The organism is Serratia sp. ID 25-353 (assembly GCF_054792795.1).
Genome location: NZ_CM139236.1, coordinates 1,549,132 through 1,571,360, shown reverse-complemented (window position 1 = coordinate 1,571,360; position 22,229 = coordinate 1,549,132). Strand labels below are relative to the sequence as shown.

The window sequence follows — 22,229 nt, the reverse complement described above, 5'->3', positions numbered from 1 at the left end:
TCAAGAGGAGCAAGGCGATGAGCTGTGCAAACAACGAATTGGGCATTTTGGCCCGCAGAAAGATCGAAGCGGAGATCATCAAACCCATCTACCAGATTCTGGTGCGTGAAATCGGCAAGGTGCGCGCTCAGGCGGTGATCGGCGAAGCCATCGAGAATGCCGCCATCGAGGCGGGTAAACGCTTCGCCGCGCAAGAGCCTGGCGGCGCGGATCTGCGCAGCTTCGCCGCCTTGCAGTACCTGTGGGAAAAAGATGATGCGCTGCGCGTCGAAGTGATCAACCAGGATGAACAGCACTTCGACTATAACGTCACCCGCTGCCGCTATGCCGAGATGTATCACGAGATGGGGCTGGGGGAAATCGGCCACCTGCTCTCCTGCGCACGTGACAGCCAGTTTATCGTCGGCTATGCCCCGGAGGTCGAGCTGCAGCGCAGCCAAACCATCATGTCCGGCGCCCCCTGCTGCGATTTCCGCTACACCGCCAAAACGCCGGGAGAAGAGCAATGACGTATCGGGTCAACGGCGAGCGCCTGTGGCAAAGCCTGCACGTGATGGCGCAGTTCGGCGCCATCGCCGACAACGGCGTCACCCGGCTGGCGCTCAGCGAAGAGGACCGGCAGGCGCGCGACCAGCTGCGTCTCTGGGTGCTGGAGGCCGGTTGCAGCGTGCGCGTCGATCGGATGGGCAACATGTTCCTGCGCCGCGAAGGCTCGCGGCCCGAGCTGGCGCCGGTGGTTACCGGTTCTCACGGCGACTCGCAGCCCCGCGGTGGCCGTTTCGACGGCATCTACGGCGTGCTGGCCGGGTTGGAGGTTATTCGCAGCCTTAACGATCGGCAGATCGTCACCGAACGCGCGATTGAAGTGATCAACTGGACCAATGAAGAAGGCGCGCGCTTCGCGCCGGCGATGATCGCCTCCGGGGTGTTCGCCGGGGTCTTCGACCTGGAATACGGCCTGTCGCGCCGCGACGAGCATGGCGTCAGCCTCGGCGAGGCGCTGGAACGCATCGGCTACGCCGGTGAGCATCCGGTGGGCGGTATGCCGATCCACGCCGCCTTCGAGCTGCACATCGAACAGGGGCCGATTCTGGAAGCGGAACACCTCGACATCGGCGTCGTGACCGCCGCACAAGGGCAGCGCTGGTACGAACTGGAGGTCGTCGGCTTCAGCGCCCATGCCGGCACCACGCCGATGGATCGCCGCCGCGACGCCCTGCTGGGTTTCACCGAGCTGGTGACGGCGGTCAACCGCATCGGCTGGGATTTTGCGCCCGATGCGCGCGCCACGGTGGGCATGGCGCACATCACCCCCAATTCACGCAACGTGGTGCCGGGCCGGGTCTTTTTCAGCGTCGAATTCCGTCACCCTGAGGAGACTACCCTGGAGCAGATGGAGCAGCGCCTGCTGGCGGCGGTAAACCAAATCAACGACGGCGGCCTGACCGCTCGCGCCGAGCGCATCTTCCAATATCCCCCGGTCGCTTTCGATCGGGGCTGCATCGACAGCGTACGCTACGCCGCGCAAGCATTGGGCTATCGCCATCGCGACATGATTTCCGGCGCCGGCCACGATGCCTGTTATCTTAATCGCGTCGCCCCGACCGCCATGATTTTCATCCCCTGCGTGGACGGCATCAGCCACAACGAACGGGAAGACATTACCCCCGACTGGGCCGCCGCCGGTGCCGACGTCTTGCTGAACGCACTGCTGGCGCACACCGGCGCCTGATCCTCGCCCCGGTTTTTCGCCGGGGCAAAAAATATTCAACAAAACGGTTGAATATTAGCCCACCTGTTCTATATTCAACCATATGGTTGAATTATCTTCCTCACAGCTGGACGCCATTTTTCATGCGCTGGCCGACCCGACCCGCCGCTCGATGTTACGCGCGCTGGCCGGCGGTGAACGCAGCATCGGCGAACTGGCCGCGCCGTTGCAGATGTCGTTCGCCGGCGCCTCCAAGCACGTGAAAGCACTGGAACATGCGGGCCTGGTGCAACGCACCGTGCAAGGAAGAAACCATATCTGCCGGCTCGAACCCGAGCCTATGGCGCAGGCCATGCACTGGCTGCAAACCTATGAACATTTCTGGACTGAACGGCTGGATGCGCTCGAACAGGCGCTGCTGCAGCCCGAACAGCTTCCTCCCAAGGAGTGAACCATGAATGATTACGGCATGATTATCGAACCCGGCACGCTGCGCATCCAGCGCTTGCTGCCCGGCCCCATCGAACGGGTGTGGGCTTACCTGACCGAATCCGACAAGCGCGCCACCTGGCTGGCGGCCGGCGCCATGAAGCTGGAGAACGGCGCGCCGCTGGAGCTGGAGTTTCGCAACTCCGATCTGGCGGGCGAGCATGAACCACCGCCGGCCAAGTACAAACAGCACGGCGGCTGCGTCAGCAACCGCGGCCACATCACCTGCCTGTTCCCGCCGCGTCTGCTGAGCTTTACCTGGGCCGAGCAGGATCAGGGCCGCCCTTCCGAAGTGACCTTCGAACTGACGGAACAGGGAAACGCGGTGCTGCTGACGGTCACCCACCGGCGCTTGGCCAACCGCGACGAGATGCTCAGCGTCGCCGGCGGCTGGCACACCCATCTGGATATCCTGCTGGATCGCCTGCACGATCGGGCGCCGCAGCCGTTCTGGAGCACCCATGCCCGGCTGGAAGAAGAGTACCGCGCCCGCCTGTAATTACGTCTCGTCCCTGCGCCTGAACGCCAGATAACCGGCGATCAGCGTAAAACTGCCGACCAGCAACACCAGCAGGATAAAACCGTGGTGATTGCTGGCCAGCGGGATCCCCCCCACGTTCATACCGAAGAAACCGGCGACGATATTGATCGGCAGCGCCAGCACGGTGATCACCGTCAACGTATAGAGCGTGCGGTTATTCTGCTCCATCAGCTTGGCGCCCAGCTCCTCCTGCAGCAGCCGGATGCGTTCGGTCAGGCTGGCGAGATCGTTCAACACCACGGTGAACTCTTCGGTAAACTGCCGCAGATCCTGCACCACCTCACGGCTCAGCCAGGTTGGCGGGCGGTTCAACAGGCGAAACAGCGCGGCCGGCTCCGGCGCCAGCAGGCGCTGAAAGCGCAGCAACATGCGGCGCATGCGCCCCAACTCGGCGCGGTTGCGTTTGACGCGGCGGGTCAACAGGCGATCCTCAATGGTATCGACATACTGGTTGGCCTGCCGCACCACCTGCTCCAGCACGTCCTCCTGCTCTTCCAGCAGGTGCGCCAGCAGTTCGGTGGACGAGGCCAACTGCAGCGCCGTCAGGCGGCCGAGCAGCCGTTCAATGAGTCGCACCGGTTTGTGACGCACGGTCACCACCAGCCCGCGGCAGCAATAGAGCCACAGCGTCGCCGTTTCCGGGTTGCTCTCCTCAGGGTGGAAGATCACATCGTTGAGCACCGCGAACAGATCGTCGCCCTGGCGCTCGATGCGTGTGGTGTGGGAGCCGTGGCGGATCTCGTGAAAGAAAAAATCGGAAATGGCGAAATGGTTTTTCAGCCACTTCTCCGCCGCCGCGTGGTTGAGATTGAGGTGCAGCCAGATAAAACCGTCGCCGGGCGGCAGTGCCTGATAGGCCTGACAGACCTGCTGCGAGTTCAGCCGCGCCGGCGGCTCACCGGAACGAAACACGTGGCCGTAGATCAGCCCGGTCACTTCATCATCAAAATCCAGCTTGTGCATCTTTTCTGCTAACATTTGCGCCATAACGCGTTATCTCGCTTACCGCCGTTAACCCAACATTCTCCGCTGTTATAGCAATCTTTAATTGCCTGCGTTAATTCTTTTCATCTTTCTCGATGATTAATATTTTCGTCATAAAAAAGCCACATTCATTCAGAATACTTTTCAGGCGAAAGATACCGCATTCAAACATCTCGGGAAGGTCATTATGAGCGATAACAGCGCCGTTCAAACGAGTACGCCGGCCGCCTCCAGCCTGCCAAAACTGCACCAGAAGAACAGTCGACTCACTGTTCTTTTTTTTGTGTTTTTATTAATTCTGGGGATCGCATTCGCCGGGGTGAACTTATTTAACGACGTCAGCGACGCCGGCGCCGTCTATACCAGTTACATTCCGTTTTTATTATTGGGACTGGCGCTATTGATCGCGCTGGGCTTTGAATTCGTCAACGGCTTCCACGACACCGCCAATGCGGTCGCGACGGTGATTTACACTCATTCGCTCTCGCCGATGGTCGCCGTGGTGTGGTCCGGCTTCTTCAACTTTCTCGGCGTGTTGCTCTCCAGCGGCGTGGTGGCCTTCGGCATCATTTCGCTGCTGCCGGTCGAGCTGATCCTGCAGGCCGGCACCGGCAACGGTTTCGCCATGGTGTACGCCCTGCTGTTCTCCGCCATCATCTGGAACCTCGGCACCTGGTGGCTCGGGCTGCCCGCCTCGTCGTCGCATACGCTGATCGGCTCGATTATCGGCGTCGGCGTCGCCAACGCCCTGATCCACGGCCGCACCGGCACCAGCGGCGTGGACTGGGGCCAGGCGATCAAGGTGGGCTACGCGCTGCTGCTGTCGCCGGTGATCGGCTTCGTGTTCGCCGGCCTGCTGCTGCTGGCGCTGAAGCTGTTCGTCAAGAACCGTCAGCTGTACAGCGCCCCTAAAGGCAATACCCCGCCGCCGCTGTGGATCCGCGGGCTGCTGATCCTCACCTGCACCGGCGTTTCCTTCGCCCACGGCTCCAACGACGGGCAGAAAGGCATGGGCCTTATCATGCTGATCCTGGTGGGCACCATGCCGATCGCCTACGCCCTGAACCGTTCGATGCCGCCGGAGCAAATTCCCCGGGTGGCGGCATTGGCGGAGGTGACCAAAAACCAGCTGTTGCGCCAGTTCCCGGCCGGCGGCCAAACGCCACCGCGCGAGGTCCTGACCGGCTATGTGCGCACCAGCGAGCTGACGCCGGAGGTGGTGCCGGCGTTGGCGCAGCTGACCGGCGCGATCGGCGATCAAATCCGCCAATACGGATCGGTCGACAAGATCCCGGCGCAGGCGGTGTCAAACACCCGCAACGACATGTATCTGGCGTCCGAGACCATCAAGCACCTGAAGGCAGAGCAACAGCTGCAGATCAATCCTGACGCGCAGCGCAACCTCGACGCGCTGAAGGGCGAACTCGACAACGCCACCCGCTTCATTCCCTTCTGGGTGAAGGTGGTGGTGGCGATTGCGCTGGGGCTCGGCACCATGGTCGGCTGGCGCCGCATCGTGGTGACGGTGGGCGAAAAGATCGGTAAATCGCACCTGACCTACGCCCAGGGCGCCAGCGCCGAACTGGTGGCGATGACCACCATCGGCGCGGCCGATGCCTTCGGCTTGCCGGTTTCGACCACGCACGTCCTGTCGTCCGGCATCGCCGGCACCATGGCCGCCAACCGCTCCGGCCTGCAGATGGCCACTCTGCGCAATCTGCTGATGGCCTGGGTGCTGACGCTGCCGGCCTCGGTGCTGTTGTCGGCGGTGCTGTACTGGATCTTCAACCATTTCTAACACCGGGCTGATACGGAGAAAATCTGATGACCATGCATGAATTCAACCGCGATGACGGTTTCAACCAGCGCCTGCTGCAAGAATTTTACGACAGCTACGACGAAGAGCTGGAAATGGAGCTGGACGATCTGCGCTTCGACGCGACGGAAGTGGACAGCGACCAGAAAAAGGCCTGGCGCAAGCATTACTTCCGCGAGCTGCTGCGCCTGCAGGGCGAGCTGGTGAAACTGCAGGATTGGGTGATGCGCACCGGCCACCGGCTGGTGATCATCTTTGAAGGCCGCGATGCCGCCGGCAAAGGTGGCGTGATCAAGCGCATCACCCAGCGCCTCAACCCACGCACCTGCCGCGTAGCGGCGCTGCCGGCACCGAACGATCGCGAACGCACCCAGTGGTATTTTCAGCGTTATATCGCACATCTGCCCGCCGCCGGCGAAATGGTGCTGTTTGACCGCAGCTGGTATAACCGCGCCGGCGTGGAGCGCGTGATGGGCTTTTGCAACGACGAAGAGTATGAGGAGTTTTTCCGCAGCGTGCCGGAATTCGAAAAAATGCTGACGCGCAGCGGCATCCAAATCGTCAAATACTGGTTTTCGATCACCGATGAGGAGCAGGAGCTGCGTTTCCTCAGCCGCATTCACGATCCGCTCAAGCAGTGGAAGCTCAGCCCGATGGATCTGGAAAGCCGCCGCCGCTGGGAAGACTACACCGAGGCCAAAGAAATCATGTTAGCGCGCACTAACATTGCCGAAGCGCCCTGGTGGGTGGTTCAGGGCGTCGACAAGAAAAAGGCCCGTTTGAACTGCATCACCCACCTGCTGCAGCAGGTGCCTTATGAGGAAGCTGAAGGCAACGTCATCACGCTGCCGCAGCGCAAACGCAGCCCGGAGTACCACCGCAGCCCGGTGCCGGACAACATGGTGGTGCCGGAAATCTACTGACCTTAGCGCAGAGAGGCGGTTGCCGCTTCTCTGCGCAAATACAACGCGTTGATTTCTCTCATGCTAACGGGCCAAACCCCATGTTAAAGTGGTTGCTTTCCATTTTGACCGGAGTCCTCCATGCGCCAACGCATCATTGTCTGCCCGCTGATTGAAAACGATAACGCCTTCCTGCTGTGCAAAATGGCGGCGCACAAGGGCGTGTTTCCCGGCCAGTGGGCGCTGTCCGGCGGCGGCGTCGAGCCGGGTGAACAAATAGAACAGGCGCTGCGGCGCGAAGTGCGCGAAGAGCTGGGCGCCGGGCTGATCCTCGACAGCATCACGCCCTGGACCTTCCGCGACGACGTGCGCATCAAAACTTACGCCGACGGCAGCCGGGAGAAAATCTACATGATTTACCTGATTTTCGACTGCCAGGCCGCCAACCGCGACGTGACGATCAACGACGAGTTCGACGACTACGCCTGGGTGCCGCGCGAGCGTCTCGCGGACTACGATCTGAACGAGGCCACCCGCTTCACGCTGCGACAAAAGGGATTGTTGTAACAGTTTGAGCGATTATCGCCCTATTTTCTTCACATTTGCCGGGCAGACTCTTTTGATATTTTTTAATCACTTAGGGTCACTATTGCCGCCGTTATGCTTTTATCTCACGCTTTTCTCCGTCTGCCTGCCCGGCGCTTCGGCGCCGCTCTCCTGTTCAGCCTGCTGTTCGTTTTGGCGCCCGTGCATGCCGCTGCACCGCCGCTGGTGCTGAATGCCAAATCGGTGCTGGTCGTCAATCAACGCACCGGAAAGACGCTCTATCAGAAGCAGCCAAACCGCGTGCTGCCGATTGCCTCGCTCACCAAGCTGATGACCGCCATGGTCGCCCTGGACAGTAAACGCCCGATGGGTAGCAGGCTGAAAGTCACCGCCGCCGATCGCGATCTGCTGAAAAAAACCCATTCGCGCCTGACCATCGGCTCGGTGCTCAGCCGTCGCGACATGCTGCACATCGCCCTGATGTCTTCGGAGAATCGCGCCGCTGCGGCGCTGAGCCGCAGTTATCCCGGCGGGCGCAAAGCATTCGTGGCGAAAATGAACCAGAAAGCGCGCGCCATCGGCATGAAACGCAGCCGCTTCTACGATCCGACCGGGCTGACGCCGCGCAATGTGGCGACCGCCAACGATCTGCTGAAGATGGTCAATCACGCCTATCGCTATCAGTCGATTCGCCGCTTCAGCACCGACAAGCAGCAGATCGTGCGCCCTGGCCGCGGCCAGCTGGTCTACCGCAGCTCCAACGGCCTGATCAACAATCCGGCCTGGAAAATTCAGCTGCAGAAAACCGGCTTTACCGACGAGGCCGGCCACTGCCTGGTGATGCGCACCACCATCAAAGGGCAGCCGGTGGTGATGATCCTGCTCGGCGCGCAGCCGCGCTACGGCCACTACCGTGACGCCATTCGTCTGAAGGCCTGGCTCGAGGGATAACATCGCGGCGCTTTACCGTTCTGCGCATATCCAAATTCGTTTTGGATCAATGGAATATCCTATCGCCAATCAGTATTAAGGCGCACGCCGTCCGCATGGTATTTGTCAGGCATATCTGATGAGGAAAGGAGCGGGAAAATGGCTTATGCCTTGAGCATATTGGAAAAGAGTCCGATCGCCGACGGGGAAAGCGCCGCGCAGGCGCTGGCGCGCACGCTGCATCTGGCGCAGCAGGCGGAACGCTGGGGCTATCGGCGTTTCTGGCTGGCGGAGCACCACAACACGCCGCAGCTCGCCTGCCCGTCGCCGGAAGTGCTGATCGGCTACCTGCTCGGCCAGACGTCGCGCATTCGCATCGGCTCCGGCGGCGTGATGCTGCAACACTACAGCGCCTACAAGGTGGCCGAAAACTTTAACCTGCTGGCGGCGTTGGCGCCGGGGCGCGTCGATCTCGGGGTGGGCAAAGCGCCCGGCGGGCTGCCGCTCGCCACCCAGGCGCTGCAGGCCGCCCATGACCGGCAACACAAACCGGCCTTTCCACAGCAGCTGTCGCAGCTGACCGCCTATCTGAACGACGACGCCGAACCGGGCCTGAGCGCCACGCCGCTGCCGCCGCATGCCGCCCAGCGCTTCCTGCTCGGCGCCAGCAAAGAGAGCGCGACGCTGGCGGCCGAATCCGGCTGGGCCTTCGTGTTCGCCGCGCATCTGAACGGCAATCCGCAAGATATCCGGGAGGCACTGGCGCACTATGCCGCACTGAGCGGTGGCCGCAAGGCGCTGCTGGCGGTAGCGGCGATCGTGGCGCCAAGTGCGGAACAGGCCGCGGCGCTGGCGGCGGATATACAGCAATACCGCGTACATGTCGCCGGTGAGCAGAGCGTGACCGTCGGCAGCCTGGCGCAGGCGGAAAGTTTCGTGCAGCAGGCCGGCGCCACCGACTACCGCATCGAGCCGCGAGAAAACCATATCCTGCTCGGCACCGCGCAGCAGGTGCATCAGCAACTGGCGCAGCTGCAGCTGCAGTACGGCGTGGACGAGTTCATCATCGACACGCCGATCGCCGAACCGACCGCCCGGTTAACCTCACTACGACAGTTGGCGGAGGAGAACCTGACGCCGGCCTAGTTGATCGCCGCGCGGATCCGCATGGCGTCGGCCAGATCCTGCGCCAACGACGCCCGCTGCGTCGGCACCACGTTGGCCAGGCTGACGCGGATCGCAGGATCGCCCTTCAGGCGGAAAGGCTCGCCGCCCTGCACCAACCACCCCCGCTGCGCCATCAGCTGCGTGGCGGCGGTTTCCGACCGCACCGGCAACCACAGATGCAGCCCTTCACCTACCGCCAGCGCCGTGTGATTCAGCGCATTGAGCCGCCGCACCAGTTCATCCCTTCTGGCCTGATACGCCTGTTGCGCCCGCTGCAGCTGCCCTTCCTGCAAGGCCTGCCCCCACAGTCTGGCGGCAATCTGCTGCAAGATATGGCTGACCCAGCGCTCGCTGATGTACTGATCGGCGCGCATCGCCTGCAGCAACGTCGGGTTGCCGCAGGCCAGCGCGATGCGCAGATCCGGGCTGAGAAACTTGCTCAGCGACAGCACGTACAGGCCGCCATCGCCGTCGAACGGCAGATGCAGCGGCTGCTGCGACAGCGGCCCCCAGAAGTCGTCGACGATCGCCAGACACTGCGGATTTTCGCTGAGAAAACGCCGCCACTGCTGCGCGCGCGGCGCAGAGAGCGAGGCGCCGGTCGGATTGTGGGCGCGCGGCGTCAGGATCACCGCGCCCGCCGCTCCGCTTTCCGGCAACCGGCACCCCTGTTCATCCATCGCCAGCGGCAGTGGCCGCAGACGCAGGTGGCGCAGCAGCGTCAATAGCGGCGGCCAGCAGGGATCTTCCACCCATACCGCCGCGCCCGGCTGCACATGGCAGCGCAGCGCCTTTTCCATCGCGTCCAGCGCGCCGGAGAACACCGCCGGTTCCCCCAGGCTAACGCCCTGGCGGCCGAGCCACTCACGCCCCAGACCGGTCAATACCGGCAGATCGCCGCTGATGTCATAGCCGTTTTGCTGCGGGAACACCTCCGTCGCACCCAGCGCCAACGCCGGCAACAGGGCGGCATCCAGGTTGCCGCTGGCCAGATCGCACATCCCCGCCGGCACCTGACGCGGCACATAGGCCGCACTCACCGCCGCCAGCGGCGGTTCCAGCACCACCGTTCCCGCCCGCCCGCGCGTCGCCACCAGGCCGGCATCACGCAATCGGGCATAAGCGCTGGCGACGGTATTCGGGTTGACCTCCAGCTCCGCCGCCAGTTGGCGTACCGGCGGCAACAGCTCGCCCGGCCGCAGTGCGCCGTCTTTGATGCGTGCGGCGATCTGCTCGGCAATCTGGACAGCGCCGCCGCCTTTTGCATACAATGAAGTCATACATAAATCCTTTTGTACTAGTTCAAAATAGATTACCCGTTTCCGCGGCCAAAAGTAAGGGGTTCCATGGATAAACATTACGTGCTCGACATTCAGTATGCAGGAAAAGCCTTTGCCCGCCTGCAGATGTTCACGCCCTGGGCGGCCGATCAGCTGGAGCAGGCGTGCGCGCTGTTTCCGGCCGCGCAGGGGTATCAGGTGCAACTCAGCCAGATCAGCGAACGCCGCATCGTCTACCAGAGCGGCGCGCAAGGCATCACCGTACTGGGCGAATCGCTGGCGCTGACGCCGTTCACCCACGCTCACGAGGTTAAACAATGAAAAAAGCCGTCGCTATTCGACACGTCAATTTCGAAAACCTGGGCATCCTCGGTTCCCTGCTCTCGCTGCGTGGCTATCAAATCGACTATTACGATGCCGGGCGTGATGATATTCGTGCTATCAATAATGAAGAGACCGATCTGTTGGTGGTGCTCGGCGGGCCGATCAGCGCCGCCCAGCACTTTTCCGGCGCGCTGCGCTATGATTTTCTCGACCATGAATTGGCGCTGGTCAAACAGCGCCTGGCGCAGCGGCGCCCGACCCTCGGGGTGTGTCTTGGCGCCCAGGTGATCGCTCAGGCGCTGGGCGCCGACGTGATCTCGCTCGGCGTCAAAGAGATCGGCTTCGCCCCGCTGACCACGCTCACGGCACAAGACGACTCGGTGCTGGCGCCGCTGGCCGATACGCCGGTGCTGCACTGGCACGGCGATATGTTCATGATCCCGGAGGGCGCCCACTGCCTGGCCGGCACGGCGGTTTGCCCGCATCAGGCCTTTGACTATCAGGGGTTCGCGCTCGGCCTGCAGTTCCATCTGGAGGCGGATCATCGCGATATCGAACGCTGGCTGATTGGCCATGCCTGCGAGCTGGAACTGGCCGACGTCGCGCCCCAGAGCCTGCGCGAACAGGCGGCGCGCCACGGCGCACAGCTGGAACAGCGCGCGCGGCAGGTTTTCGCACGCTGGCTGGATAATAACGAACCAAGGATGTAACTCATGCAACAAACTGCTCCCTTGCGATCACCGTCCATCGATGTGATCAGCATTCAATCTCAGGTGGTCTACGGCAGCGTCGGCAACGGTATCGCCTACCGCGCCCTGTTGAAAAAGGGGCTGGAAGCGCTGCAGGTGCCTAGCGTACTGTTCGGCTGCCCGCCCTATTACGGCAAGCCGCACGGCGGCGTCATCTCCGGCGAGTGGTTCGGCGGCTTTCTCGACGATCTGATCGCCCGTGGCGTGATGAAGCGCACCCGGGCGGTGATTGTCGGCTACCTGGGCGACGCGATGCAGTGCCATATTCTGGCCAACTGGCTGCAGCGGGTGCGCTCGATCAATCCCCAAATAAAAATCTATATCGATCCGGTGATGGGCGATTACGGCGAAGGGATCTACGTGGATGAGCGCATCGTCAGCTGCTATCGCTCGCCGTTCCTGCGGCTGGCCAACGGCCTGACGCCGAACGGCTTCGAACTGGAACAGCTGTGCGGCCGGCAACTGAGCAGCCAAGAGCAGACGCAGCACGCCGCGCAGGCGCTGTTGAACGACACCACCGAATGGGTGCTGGTCACCAGCGCGCCGGGCGTCGCGCAGCACGAAGACGAGGTGGGATTGATGCTGGTCACCCGGCAGGAAACGCAGTGCTTTACCCATCCGAAGGTGAAATCGGCGGTCAAAGGCACCGGCGATCTGTTCGCCGCCTTGCTGGTCAGCCATCTGCTGCACGGCGCCGCGCTCGACGCAGCCGTGGTCGCCGCCGGCGGCGAAGTGTGCGACGTGCTGGCCGAAGCGGCGCATTTCGGTTGGGAAGAAATCGGCAGCCTGCGGGCGTTAAAACCGTAAGGCCTGTGGAGAGTCAGGGGCAGCGTGCCGCCCCTGATAAATATCAGCGTTTTTTCTTTTTGTTGAAATCCAGCTCGAAGGCGAACACCGCGCTCTGAATTTTGCGCTCCATCGCCAGCCCCAGCTTGAGGAAGCGGCACGACAGGCGCGAGAAGTGCACCACCTGGTCGTTATCGTCGGTTTCCTGATCGTCGTTGACCACCACCAGCTCCATGTTGACCTTGAAGCTGCCGTAGCTGCCCAGATCCAACTCCGCTTTCTTGAACTGCAGACCCGGCTGAAAGAAATCTGGCAGCGGGCCGTCGAAACGCAAACCGACGCCGCCGGCGGACAGATCGTGGATCCGCAGCTCATAAGGCGTGCCGTCCGGGTATTCGCCGGTACAGAAGAATTGGCGCCAGTGCGGTGTGGTGATGCGGAACTGGCGACGGCGCTGGATGTAGACCAACTCCTGCGGCAGCCGAGTCGAGCAGGCCTGGACGCCCTGATGTTCGGTCAGTTCCGCCTGGCCGACGGAAAACTCGATTTTGGCGTCGTTGCTTTCAATCACGATGGTGCAGGCGCCGTCGATGGCGTTTTCCGCCTCCTCACCGCTAAACACGATATTGTCCGGCCCGACGCTCAATAACAGACTTTGAAACCGGTGCTGCTGATTTTCTACGCGCAGCGGCGTGCGTTGTTTGCAAATTTCACGCAGAATCGCCAGAACTTCAAAACGCTCCCGTTTGATAAACAGTCCGTTATCGCTGTGCTCCACACGTCTCTCCTGACTTTTTTTCTAATGACGTATTACGTATTCCTTACGGTTATCATCTCTGGGAATATTCCTAAAGTCAAATTTGCCAACGCTGCCAAGCCTGCGGCAACAGGCGTGCGAAACGTTTCGCCCACGCCTGTTGCCCGCGTTCGTCGGCGATCAGATCCTGGCGGATTTCGATGCCGACATAAGGCAAACCGCGACGTTCTGCGTGGACCGGCAACGTGTAGTCAGTGGCGTCGGTCATCGCATAGGGTTCGTTGATCCCCACCTGCAAATCCCCCTCTTCGCGCAACAACTCGGCCAGCAGATGGGCAAATTCCGGGTAGCGGTTAAACAGCAGCCCCACCTGCCAGGGGCGCGATGCCCCTTTGAACACCGGCGTAAAACTGTGCATGGCGATCACCGCCGTCGGCAGTTCGCGCAGTTGGCGTTGCCCCAGATGATCGTCGATGGCGTGGTGATACGGCAAAAACACCTCGCGCTCGCGCGCAAGCGCGTGCTCGGCGTCGATACCGATATTGCCGGGGATCGGCGTCAGCTCGGACAAATGCGGGATCGAGCTGGCAATGCCGGGTGCCCGGTTGCAGTCGATCACCAGCCGTGAGTAACGCTGGTGGATCAGCGTGGCGTCCAGCTGACGGCTCAGATGGCGCGACACGCACAGCGCGCCGATATCCCAGCCGATGTGGCGTTCGATCTCCCCCGGCGGCAAACCGAGATCGCCGAGGGATTGCGGTATCGCCTTGCCGGCGTGATCGCACAGCAGCAAAAAGGGCGCTTTGCCGCGCGGGATTTCAACGGCAGCGGCAGAAGGTTCATCGGCGGACAATAACGGCGGGATAAACGAGTGAGGCATGACGGGCTCCGGCGGTGGAAAGCAAAGCGTTTATCGTAGCGCTATCCCGTCGCCGGCCCCAAGGTCGTGCTTAGATCAAAAAGGCATGAGTCAGACTGTAGTCATGCCGTCTCGGCTGGCTGCGGCTGGTGCACCGCGATATAACGCTGATACCGCGACGGCTTGAGCCGCGTGGTATCCACCAGCACCAACCCGTCGATGCAGTTGTTGAACGCCGGATCGGTGCCGAAGTCGATAAACTGCACCCCGCCCGGCTCGCACAATTCGGTGTACTGCTTGTACAGCGTCGGGATCGAGCAGCCGATGTTGCTGAGCAGGCTCTTCAGCCGCACCAGATCTTCCTGGTAGTTGTCCCCGGCAAACTGCGCCAGCACCTGCGGCAGCGATGCCGGATAAGGCCGACGCGACTGCGCGAACGCGTGATCCGGCGAGAAATAGAGCCGATAGAAGGCGATCAGCAAATCGCGCGCCGCCAGCGGCATGCCGCCGGAGATCGACACCGGGCCGAACAGATAGCGATACTGCGGGTATTTCGACAGGTAGGCGCCGATGCCCAGCCACAAATAGTCCAGCCCGCGCTTGCCCCAATAGGCCGGCTGAATGAAGCTGCGCCCCAGCTCGATGCCCTGTGCCAGGATCGGTTCCATATCGCGGTCGTAGTGGAACAGGCTGTTGCTGTAGATGCTTTCCAGCCCTTTGCGTTCGATTTGTTCGGCGGTGGGGATAAAGCGATAGGCGCCGACGATCTCCAGCTCCTCCTCATCCCACAGCACCAGGTGATAATAGTCGTCGTCGTAGCTGTCCAGATCGCGGCGGCGACCGGAACCTTCCCCTACCGCGCGGAAGGCGATCTCGCGCAGACGCCCCAGCTCGCGCAGGATCGGCGTGCGCGCTTCGTCGCGGCGGCGATAGAGGTAGATGGTTTTACCGTCCGGCGTTACCCCCAACCGTTCGCAGTTCGCCAACGCCTTTTTCAGCTCCAGACGCTCTTCCGGCAGCGCGATCGGCGACTCGCTGGCGAACAGCCCCGGTTTGCCCTGGCCCAGGCGATACACGTGGCGGCGAAAACGCTCCGCCAGATCCTTGGCGCTGGTGTGGCCGTCGTGCCAGCTGGCGAACGGCACACGGCCGCCGACGCGGATCTTGATGCGTCCGCCCCGCTGCTGGAACATTTCACGCACCAGCAGCAGCGTCGACAGCGGCCGGTAAACCAGCGAGGTAAAGTAGAACAGGTTGCTGTTGCGCGCGCTGATGTGGATTGGCACGATCGGCGCGCGCGCCTTGGCGGCCAGGCGCAGAAAGCCGGTATGCCAGTGGCCGTCGCGGATACCCTTCGGGCTCATGCGCGACACTTCGCCGGCCGGGAACAGGATCAGCGCGCCCTGATTGTCCAACTGCTGCTGCATGCCTTCAATCTGCTTGCGGCTGGTTTTATAAGCGACGTTATCCACCGGCACGAACAGGTTGCGCAGCGGTTCGATGTAGGTCAGCAGTTGGCTGGCCACCACTTTCACATCCGGACGCACCGCCGCGACGGCACGCAGCAGCACCAGGCCGTCGAGCGAGCCGATCGGGTGATTGGCGACGAGCACCACTGGCCCCTGGCTCGGAATGTTTTCCAGATCGCCGTCCACCAGCTCGCAGCTGAGGTTGAAGTAGTCCACCACCTGCTCGATCAGATCGAGCCCTTTCAGGTGGGGATAGTCGGCGGCGAACTGTTTGAATTCTTTTTCGAAGAGAAGGGTTCTTAGCAGGCTGCGCTGCCAGGCAGGGGTATTGCGGTGTGGAAATGCATCTTGCAACAGAGAATCCAGGCTGAACATCGCGTTATCTCCTGACGTAGTCGCTGCAAACTTAAGCCAGAGCCGTGACTCTGACGTGTCAGTTACATGACAATAAAATGAATCCATCGACTATCAGGTATAGCAAAGTAATGGCGATTTGGGAGCGAAAGACGCATTTTCGCCCCCACTTGCCCTCACATCGGCGCCAGCAACGCTTCGATGCGGCGGTTCACCGTTTCGCGCAGACGCAGCAGCGGCCCCGCCTGGTGCGGATAACGCCTGAAGGTGATGCGCATGCCCAGCTCGCGTTCGATCAGCGCCTCCACCGTCGCCCGGTCGGTCAAACTCTCCAGCAGCTGCAGCGCGCGCATGTCCTGCAGCCCCTGGTGCAGCACCCGCAGGCGCAGCGACTCCACCGGCTGCAGATCCTCGCCCGGATAGACCACGAACGGATCGCCGGAGGGAAACGCATGGCCGCTGTCGGTCACCGCGTACGGATTGATACGCTCGCGCGAATGGGCGCTGTTATAGAAGTTGAATCCCCAATGCAGAAAGCCGGCGATGCGATATAGATACAGCTGCACGCCCAATATGCGGTTGCGCGCCGAAGGCTGGGCGAAGAACCGGTTGGCGACCTCGGTCTTCTGCACGCAGCAGTAATAGGCCCACAGGCCGGGCACCCGGTGTTCGATAAAGGGATCGATATGGTCGGTAGCGGCAACCGGGGTTTCCACCAGGCCTTGCTGATAGAAAGCGAAATCCGACAGCGCGTCAAAGGTGCGGAAGCCGTCCAGCAACGGCCGCAGCGCGGCGGCGGCGCACCGGTAGGCCGCCAGGTTGTCCAGCGTCGGCTCATCGGAAACATGGAACCACACCTGCCGTTCCAGCCCTCGTTCGCGGAACCAGGCGGTCAACGCCGGCAGCAGCGCCTGCAGAAAACGCTGATACGCTTCGCCCTGCGCATCGGTATGCCAGCCGAACAGCCGTTGTGGCTCACCCTGCTCTTCCACCTCGATCTTCGGCGCATGCGCCGCGCCCCATTGGGTAAACAGCGGCGCGATTTCGAAGTGCTCGATGCCCTCTTCCTGCGCCAGCGCCACCCACTGCGCCAGGCGGCTGAAATCGAAGCCATACCCCTGCGCCGATCGCGTCACCCTCACCAGCTGCACCGTGGTGCGCTCACCGCCGACGGCGGTATCCAGCGGCGGCGTAAACAGCGGCGTCAGCAGCATATTGACCCCGGCCCGCACCGCACAGCGCACAAAGTGGCGCACCGCGCGCCAGTAATCCGGGCTGAACACCGCCAGACGGTAGTAATCCGCCAGGCAGTCGGTGTGCAACCACTCGGTGTGCAACAGCGTTTGCGGCGGCAACGCCACCGGCACCAGATGCAGCGTCAGCGTGGCCTCGGCTAGCGCCTCGCCGCTCTGGGCATCCAGCAGCCGCAGGGTCAACGGAAAGTCGCCGGCCAGTTGCGCGTCGGCCGGCGGCGTCAGGGTCAACCACAGGCTGCCATAATAGCGGCAGGCGGCGAAAAAACGCCGTTGCGGCAGCGGTATCAGCGGATCGGGAAATAAGCCCGGCTCGGTCGTCAGGTAATTCTCGTCGGTCTCGCGATAACAGGGAAACCCGCTCGGCACCGATTGCACCTGGCGCACGCTGATATACTCCGCCAGCGGCCCGTCGAGTTGATAACACAGCTCATGGCGGGTTTCGTTACCCGGCGTTTGCAAACAGTACACCGCCTGCCAGGAAAGCACCTCGTTATTTAACCCGCTCAGCCGTTCCTCCACGGAAATAGATGGCACGCTGTGGCGGTGAAATACTTTCTCCAGGCAATGGGTAAATACCAGAGACAGGTGCATAATGTTCTGCCCTCTTTATTTTGGACGAATAAACACGGTGAAATTCAGGCTAGCGCCTTTTATCGCCACAGACAATAGCCGGTAATAAAAATCGTTCCCACGCCCTTCTTTGACTGCCGCAACCCGATTTTTTTGTTTATTTGCATCACAAAAATGAAAGAAGCTGATGCTTGCACAATAAAAATGTTTTTAATCCCCATTATGGTGCAAGGGTTATCAGTTATTCCTATGCCTGCGAGGGCCGCTAAATGCCGCGGCAGCAGGGAGAAAACCCACCAAAAGGTTAACGAAATGTGAATAAACCCACCTTTCACTTGACCGTAAAAGCCTTTCGATTTTAACAACAATGAAACATTAGCGCCCCATTTTTGGGCGTTCGGGGGTGTATTGACACATTGAAAGTTAAGGGATAGAAAGAATTTACGTTGCGAAAAACGTTATTCGTCGCTCACCGAGGGGAAAGCAATGTCACCGATAAAAAATACCGGACGCCTGCTGGCGCACTCTATTCTTGCCAGCGCATTATTATTACCCACCCTGCTTCACGCCGCAGATAAAATAACATTGCGCTATGCCGTTTGGGACAGGAACCAATTACCTGCCGAACAGGAAATCGCCAAACGCTTTGAACAGGCCAACCCGGATATAAAAATAGAAATAGAATTAACGCCCTCTGCGCAGTATTTCGTTAAATTGGATTCTGCTGCCGCCGGCGGCGTGGCGCCGGATATATTCTGGATCAATATGCCTTATTTTGTGCAATACGCCAAAAACGGCATTATGGAGCCGCTGGCGCCCTATATTAAGGACAGCGGCCTTAAACTGGACGACGTGGTCGCCAGTTCGGTGAAAGCCTACCAGTACGACGGCCAACAGATGGCCATTCCGCGCGACGTCGACTCCATCGCCGTGTGGTACAACAAAAAACTGTTCGATCAGGCCGGCGTCAGCTACCCCACCAGCGACTGGCGCTGGGACGATCTGAAAAGCAAGGCTACCGCGCTAAAAAACGGGTTGAAAGGCGCCGCCTTCCCGCTGGTGATGGATCTCAGCATCGACGGCCAGGACAGCTACATGAACCTGCTGTTCCAAAACGGCAATCACATCGTGCCGAAAGACGGCCAGCCCACCGACATCGCCAACGACAAATCCATCTGGGTCTACCAGCAGCTGCAGGGCATGATGAAAGACGGCCTGATGCCGAGCGCCCAGCAAATGAGCGAAGTCAAAACCGAGAACATCTTCCAGTCCAACCGCGCCGCGATGGTCTATGCCGGTTCCTGGCTGGCGGCGCCGTTCGCCAACAACCCGCTGATCAACGATCACATCGGCGTGGTGATGATGCCGAAAATCGAACGGCAGTCCGGCGTAGCGCACAGCCTGGCCTTCGCCATGTCGGCCAAAAGCGCCCACAAGCAGGCCGCCTGGAAATATATCGCCTTCATGAGCAGCGAAGCCTCGCAGGCGGAGCTGGCCAAGGTGGTGATCCCGGCCAACAAGACGGCGGCCAAGGTCTGGGCGCAGCAGATCCAGAAAGTCGACGTCTCGCCTTACATCCAGACCCTTGAAGTGACCCAGGCTTACCCCACCGCCGGCACCAATACGCCGAAATGGCAGAACATGTGGATCGCCAGCCTGAAGAAAATCTTTATGGGCGCGGACGCCAAGCAGGAAATGGACAAGTCGGTCAAGAAGATCGCGCGCGTCATGGAGCAGTAATCGCCCCGCTGCGGCGCGCTGCCCCGAGCGTGCGCCGCGGTGGACCCACGCTGAAAGTGATAGGTGAGGAATGGCAACATGTCGCTGGCAGAAACGGCTACGGTCACCCTGAAATCATCCCGGCGCACCGCCCGCCCCGCGCTCAATCGGCTCGAACGCGCCGAACGCTTCTGGGGCTGGGTGATGATCCTGCCGCTGCTGTTAGGGGTCACGGTGTTTTACCTGGTCCCCTTTTTGCAGAACATTTTTTACAGCTTTACCGATCTGAACCAGTTCATGCGCTGGAGCAGCATCAGCGTCGATAACTATCTCAACCTGTTCGAAGACGACGACTTCTACACCGCCGCCGCCAACACCCTGTTCTACGTGGTGGTGTGCGTACCGATCAGTCTGAGCCTGTCGCTGCTGCTGGCGATCGGCCTCAACCAGAACATCCGTGGCAAAGGCCTGCTGCGCACCCTGCTGTTCCTGCCGGCGGTCACCATGCCCGCGGCGGTGGCCATGGTGTGGCAATGGCTGTTCAACAAGGATTTCGGCCTGATCAACCAGGCGCTGGGCCTGCTGCACATTGCGCCGGTCGCTTGGCTGTCCGATCCGGACGTGGTGCGCATCAGCGTGTCCATCATCATCATCTGGTCGTCGCTGGCGCTGAAGATCATCATTTTGCTGGCCGGGCTGCAGAGCATTCCGCGCCAGCTGTATGAGGCGGCGGATATCGACGGTATCGGCACCCTGCGGCGCTTCTTCTGCATCACGCTGCCGATGATGGTACCGACGCTGTTTTTCGTGTCGGTGATGAGCTTTATCGAGATCCTGCAAATCTTCGACGTGGTGTTCCTGATGTTCGACCGCGCGCTGGTGGAAAACGACGTGATGACCGTCACCAACCTGTTCTACAAGTACGCGTTTTACCTGCAGGAAAAAGGCTACGCCTCCGCCATCACCGTGGTGCTGTTCGCCGTCACGCTGGTGATCACCCTGATTCAAATGGCGATCGGCAAGCGCCTGAAAGTCAGCTGAGGAGCTGCTCATGAACGCAAGCAAGAAAACGCTGGTGTACCTGTTTATGGGGCTGGCGGCGCTGGCCTCGGTGGTGCCCTTTATCTGGATGCTGGTAACCTCGTTGAAAACCCAGGCCGAAAGCATCCAGATCCCGCTGACGCTGCTGCCGGCGCACCCCAGCCTGCAGGCCTACGGCCGGGTGATGCACGAAATTCCGTTCGCCGGTTTTTATCTCAACTCGCTGCTGGCGACCTTCTTCACCGTCACCCTGCAGATGGCGATCGCCACCCTGGCCGCCTATGGCTTCTCGCGCCTGCATTTTCGCGGCCGCGACGCGGTGTTTCTGGTGTGCGTGTCGATCCTGATGGTGCCCGGCCAGGCGTTTCTGATCCCGCAATTCCTGGTGGTACAGAAGCTGGGGCTGGTCAACAGCATCACCGGGTTGGTGCTGCCGGGCATTTTCAGCGTCTACGCCACCTTCCTGCTGCGCCAGTTCTTTCTGGCGGTGCCGAAGGAGATGGAAGAAGCGGCCTTGATCGACGGCTACAGCTACTTCGCCATCTTCTGGCGCATCATGCTGCCGCTGATCCGGCCGGGCATTATCGCCTGCGTCATCATCAACGGCCTGTGGAGCTGGAACAACCTGATGTGGCCGCTGATCGTCAATACCACCACCGAGAAGCTGACGCTGCCGGTTGGCCTCGCCTCGCTCTCCAGCCGCGCCGGGGTGGAATACCCGTTGCTGATGGCCGGGGCGCTGATGGCGGTGATCCCGATGCTGATGCTGTTCATTATTTTCCAACGCTATTTCATCCAGGGCATCGCCAGCGCCGGGGTGAAAGGCTAACGCGCAGACAAGGTAAACGACATGGCCGGAATTCAGTTAAACAGCGTTAAAAAAGTCTACCCCAACGGTTTCCACGCGCTGCACGGCGTCAATCTGGACATTGAGGACGGGGAATTTATGGTGTTCGTCGGCCCGTCTGGCTGCGCCAAATCCACCCTACTGCGGATGATCGCCGGGCTGGAGAGCGTCAGCGAGGGGCAGATCCTGATCCACGATCGCTGCGTCAACGACAGCATGCCGAAGGATCGCGGCGTCGCCATGGTGTTCCAGAACTATGCGCTGTACCCGCACATGACGGTGTACAAGAACATGGCGTTCGGCCTGATCGGCAAAGAGAGCAAGGCCGAGATCGACCGCCGGGTGCGCGACGCGGCGGAAAAACTGGAGATCACCAACCTGCTGCAGCGCAAGCCGGGCCAGCTCTCCGGCGGCCAGTGCCAGCGGGTGGCGGTCGGCCGCGCCATCGTGCGCAAGCCCAAAGTGTTCCTGTTCGATGAGCCGCTGTCCAACCTCGACGCCAAGCTGCGGGTGTCGATGCGCGTACAGCTGATCGAACTGCACAACCAGCTGAAGCAGGAAGGCGCCGCCGCCACCATGGTGTACGTCACCCACGATCAGGTCGAGGCGATGACCATGGGCGATCGCATTTGCGTGATGAACCGCGGCGCCATCATGCAGGTGGATAAACCGATCAACCTGTACCACCACCCCGCCAACCGTTTCGTTGCCGAGTTTATCGGCAGCCCGTCGATGAATTTGCACGATCTGGCGATCGTGCGCGACGGCCAAACGGTGCGGCTGCGCATCGGCCTGCAGCACCCGCTCGAGCTGCCGCCCGCGCTGCAACGGCAGTTGGCGGACTATCCGCATGCGCGGGTGTGCCTCGGTATCCGGCCGGAGTCCCTGCGGCTGTGCGCGCCCGGCAGCGCCAATTGCTTCCCAGCGCAGATCGTCACCATCGAGCGCATGGGCAACGAAGAACTGCTGCACTGTGAGCTGGCCGACCTGCGCTTCGTACTGCGCATGGCGTCGCTGCCGGACTGGGAGCCGCGCCTCGGCGAAAGCGTTCATCTGGCATTCGATCTGACGCGCGCGCATTTGTTCGACGAGCTCAGCGGCCAAAACCTCAAATAACAACAGCGGAGTATCA

Annotated in this window: 22 protein-coding genes; 16 read left to right on the top strand and 6 right to left on the bottom strand. The window is 61.2% G+C overall.

The genetic code is table 11. The features are described 5' to 3' along the window. Positions 1-17 precede the first annotated feature (17 nt). From ACYF6X_RS07560 to ACYF6X_RS07545, 4 genes are all read left to right on the top strand, one after another. The gene (locus tag ACYF6X_RS07560) at positions 18-509 is read left to right on the top strand and encodes an L-2-amino-thiazoline-4-carboxylic acid hydrolase (RefSeq protein WP_107226254.1); all 492 of its coding nucleotides are present in this window, start codon (positions 18-20) and stop codon (positions 507-509) included. After that, a complete protein-coding gene (locus ACYF6X_RS07555) occupies positions 506-1,732 on the top strand; it encodes a Zn-dependent hydrolase (RefSeq protein WP_130017410.1) in 1,227 nt (408 codons plus the stop codon). Before ACYF6X_RS07560 ends, ACYF6X_RS07555 begins: the two co-directional genes overlap by 4 nt. A gap of 82 nt (positions 1,733-1,814) precedes the next feature. After that, a complete protein-coding gene (locus ACYF6X_RS07550; RefSeq protein ID WP_004938187.1) occupies positions 1,815-2,162 on the top strand; it encodes an ArsR/SmtB family transcription factor in 348 nt (115 codons plus the stop codon). Positions 2,163-2,165: 3 nt separating this feature from the next. Beyond that, on the top strand, positions 2,166-2,699 hold the full coding sequence (locus ACYF6X_RS07545) for an SRPBCC family protein (protein WP_015377962.1): 534 nt from the start codon (positions 2,166-2,168) through the stop codon (positions 2,697-2,699). Here ACYF6X_RS07545 and ACYF6X_RS07540 read toward each other — a convergent pair whose 3' ends face one another. Then, positions 2,700-3,728, bottom strand: a complete 1,029-nt coding sequence (locus tag ACYF6X_RS07540; protein ID WP_130017409.1) for a transporter — start codon at positions 3,726-3,728, stop codon at positions 2,700-2,702. It lies immediately after the preceding gene. A gap of 184 nt (positions 3,729-3,912) precedes the next feature. On the opposite strand from ACYF6X_RS07540, the gene ACYF6X_RS07535 reads away from it, so the two are divergent. From ACYF6X_RS07535 to ACYF6X_RS07515, 5 genes are all read left to right on the top strand, one after another. Then, on the top strand, positions 3,913-5,523 hold the full coding sequence (locus tag ACYF6X_RS07535; protein ID WP_130017408.1) for an inorganic phosphate transporter: 1,611 nt from the start codon (positions 3,913-3,915) through the stop codon (positions 5,521-5,523). A gap of 26 nt (positions 5,524-5,549) precedes the next feature. Continuing rightward, a complete protein-coding gene (gene ppk2, locus ACYF6X_RS07530; RefSeq protein WP_063989970.1) occupies positions 5,550-6,464 on the top strand; it encodes a polyphosphate kinase 2 in 915 nt (304 codons plus the stop codon). Positions 6,465-6,584: 120 nt separating this feature from the next. After that, positions 6,585-7,010, top strand: a complete 426-nt coding sequence (gene nudI, locus ACYF6X_RS07525; RefSeq protein ID WP_130017407.1) for a nucleoside triphosphatase NudI — start codon at positions 6,585-6,587, stop codon at positions 7,008-7,010. A 93-nt stretch (positions 7,011-7,103) separates the two neighbouring features. Further along, a complete protein-coding gene (gene pbpG / locus ACYF6X_RS07520; RefSeq protein ID WP_063989972.1) occupies positions 7,104-7,940 on the top strand; it encodes a D-alanyl-D-alanine endopeptidase in 837 nt (278 codons plus the stop codon). A gap of 138 nt (positions 7,941-8,078) precedes the next feature. After that, complete coding sequence (locus ACYF6X_RS07515; protein ID WP_049212286.1) at positions 8,079-9,065, top strand: MsnO8 family LLM class oxidoreductase; 987 nt, start codon at positions 8,079-8,081, stop codon at positions 9,063-9,065. On the opposite strand, the gene ACYF6X_RS07510 is transcribed toward ACYF6X_RS07515, so the two are convergent. Continuing rightward, positions 9,062-10,366 (bottom strand): aminotransferase class I/II-fold pyridoxal phosphate-dependent enzyme, encoded by a 1,305-nt coding sequence (locus ACYF6X_RS07510; protein ID WP_130017406.1) that lies wholly within the window; start codon positions 10,364-10,366, stop codon positions 9,062-9,064. The two genes, ACYF6X_RS07515 and ACYF6X_RS07510, sit on opposite strands and share 4 nt — an antisense overlap. Positions 10,367-10,432: 66 nt before the next feature. On the opposite strand from ACYF6X_RS07510, the gene ACYF6X_RS07505 reads away from it, so the two are divergent. From ACYF6X_RS07505 to pdxY, 3 genes are read left to right on the top strand one after another with little or no spacing between them, the layout of a single operon-like run. Then, entirely contained in the window at positions 10,433-10,687 is a 255-nt protein-coding gene (locus ACYF6X_RS07505) for a hypothetical protein (RefSeq protein ID WP_063989974.1), read from the top strand. Beyond that, positions 10,684-11,400, top strand: a complete 717-nt coding sequence (locus ACYF6X_RS07500; protein WP_130017405.1) for a glutamine amidotransferase — start codon at positions 10,684-10,686, stop codon at positions 11,398-11,400. Before ACYF6X_RS07505 ends, ACYF6X_RS07500 begins: the two co-directional genes overlap by 4 nt. Positions 11,401-11,403: 3 nt before the next feature. After that, positions 11,404-12,246, top strand: coding sequence for a pyridoxal kinase (gene pdxY / locus ACYF6X_RS07495; protein ID WP_063989976.1), 843 nt, complete (start codon positions 11,404-11,406; stop codon positions 12,244-12,246). Between the two features lie 43 nt (positions 12,247-12,289). On the opposite strand, the gene ACYF6X_RS07490 is transcribed toward pdxY, so the two are convergent. From ACYF6X_RS07490 to ACYF6X_RS07475, 4 genes are all read right to left on the bottom strand, one after another. Further along, the gene (locus tag ACYF6X_RS07490) at positions 12,290-13,003 is read right to left on the bottom strand and encodes a flagellar brake protein (RefSeq protein ID WP_025302950.1); all 714 of its coding nucleotides are present in this window, start codon (positions 13,001-13,003) and stop codon (positions 12,290-12,292) included. A 76-nt stretch (positions 13,004-13,079) separates the two neighbouring features. Continuing rightward, the gene (locus tag ACYF6X_RS07485) at positions 13,080-13,862 is read right to left on the bottom strand and encodes an N-formylglutamate amidohydrolase (protein WP_063989977.1); all 783 of its coding nucleotides are present in this window, start codon (positions 13,860-13,862) and stop codon (positions 13,080-13,082) included. 101 nt (positions 13,863-13,963) lie between these two features. After that, a complete protein-coding gene (olsF, locus tag ACYF6X_RS07480) occupies positions 13,964-15,685 on the bottom strand; it encodes an ornithine lipid synthase OlsF (RefSeq protein ID WP_025302952.1) in 1,722 nt (573 codons plus the stop codon). 155 nt (positions 15,686-15,840) lie between these two features. After that, positions 15,841-17,511 carry a DUF4091 domain-containing protein gene (locus ACYF6X_RS07475; RefSeq protein ID WP_130017404.1) on the bottom strand — a complete coding sequence of 557 codons (1,671 nt, stop codon included), beginning with the start codon at positions 17,509-17,511 and terminating at the stop codon, positions 15,841-15,843. A gap of 465 nt (positions 17,512-17,976) precedes the next feature. On the opposite strand from ACYF6X_RS07475, the gene ACYF6X_RS07470 reads away from it, so the two are divergent. The 4 genes from ACYF6X_RS07470 (at position 17,977) to ACYF6X_RS07455 (ending at position 22,213) form a co-directional block, all read left to right on the top strand. Then, positions 17,977-19,230 (top strand): ABC transporter substrate-binding protein, encoded by a 1,254-nt coding sequence (locus tag ACYF6X_RS07470; RefSeq protein ID WP_130017403.1) that lies wholly within the window; start codon positions 17,977-17,979, stop codon positions 19,228-19,230. Positions 19,231-19,308: 78 nt separating this feature from the next. Beyond that, the gene (locus ACYF6X_RS07465; protein WP_063989980.1) at positions 19,309-20,250 is read left to right on the top strand and encodes a carbohydrate ABC transporter permease; all 942 of its coding nucleotides are present in this window, start codon (positions 19,309-19,311) and stop codon (positions 20,248-20,250) included. Between the two features lie 10 nt (positions 20,251-20,260). After that, on the top strand, positions 20,261-21,079 hold the full coding sequence (locus ACYF6X_RS07460) for a carbohydrate ABC transporter permease (protein ID WP_004938251.1): 819 nt from the start codon (positions 20,261-20,263) through the stop codon (positions 21,077-21,079). A 21-nt stretch (positions 21,080-21,100) separates the two neighbouring features. Continuing rightward, on the top strand, positions 21,101-22,213 hold the full coding sequence (locus ACYF6X_RS07455; protein WP_060439858.1) for an ABC transporter ATP-binding protein: 1,113 nt from the start codon (positions 21,101-21,103) through the stop codon (positions 22,211-22,213). Positions 22,214-22,229: the final 16 nt, after the last annotated feature.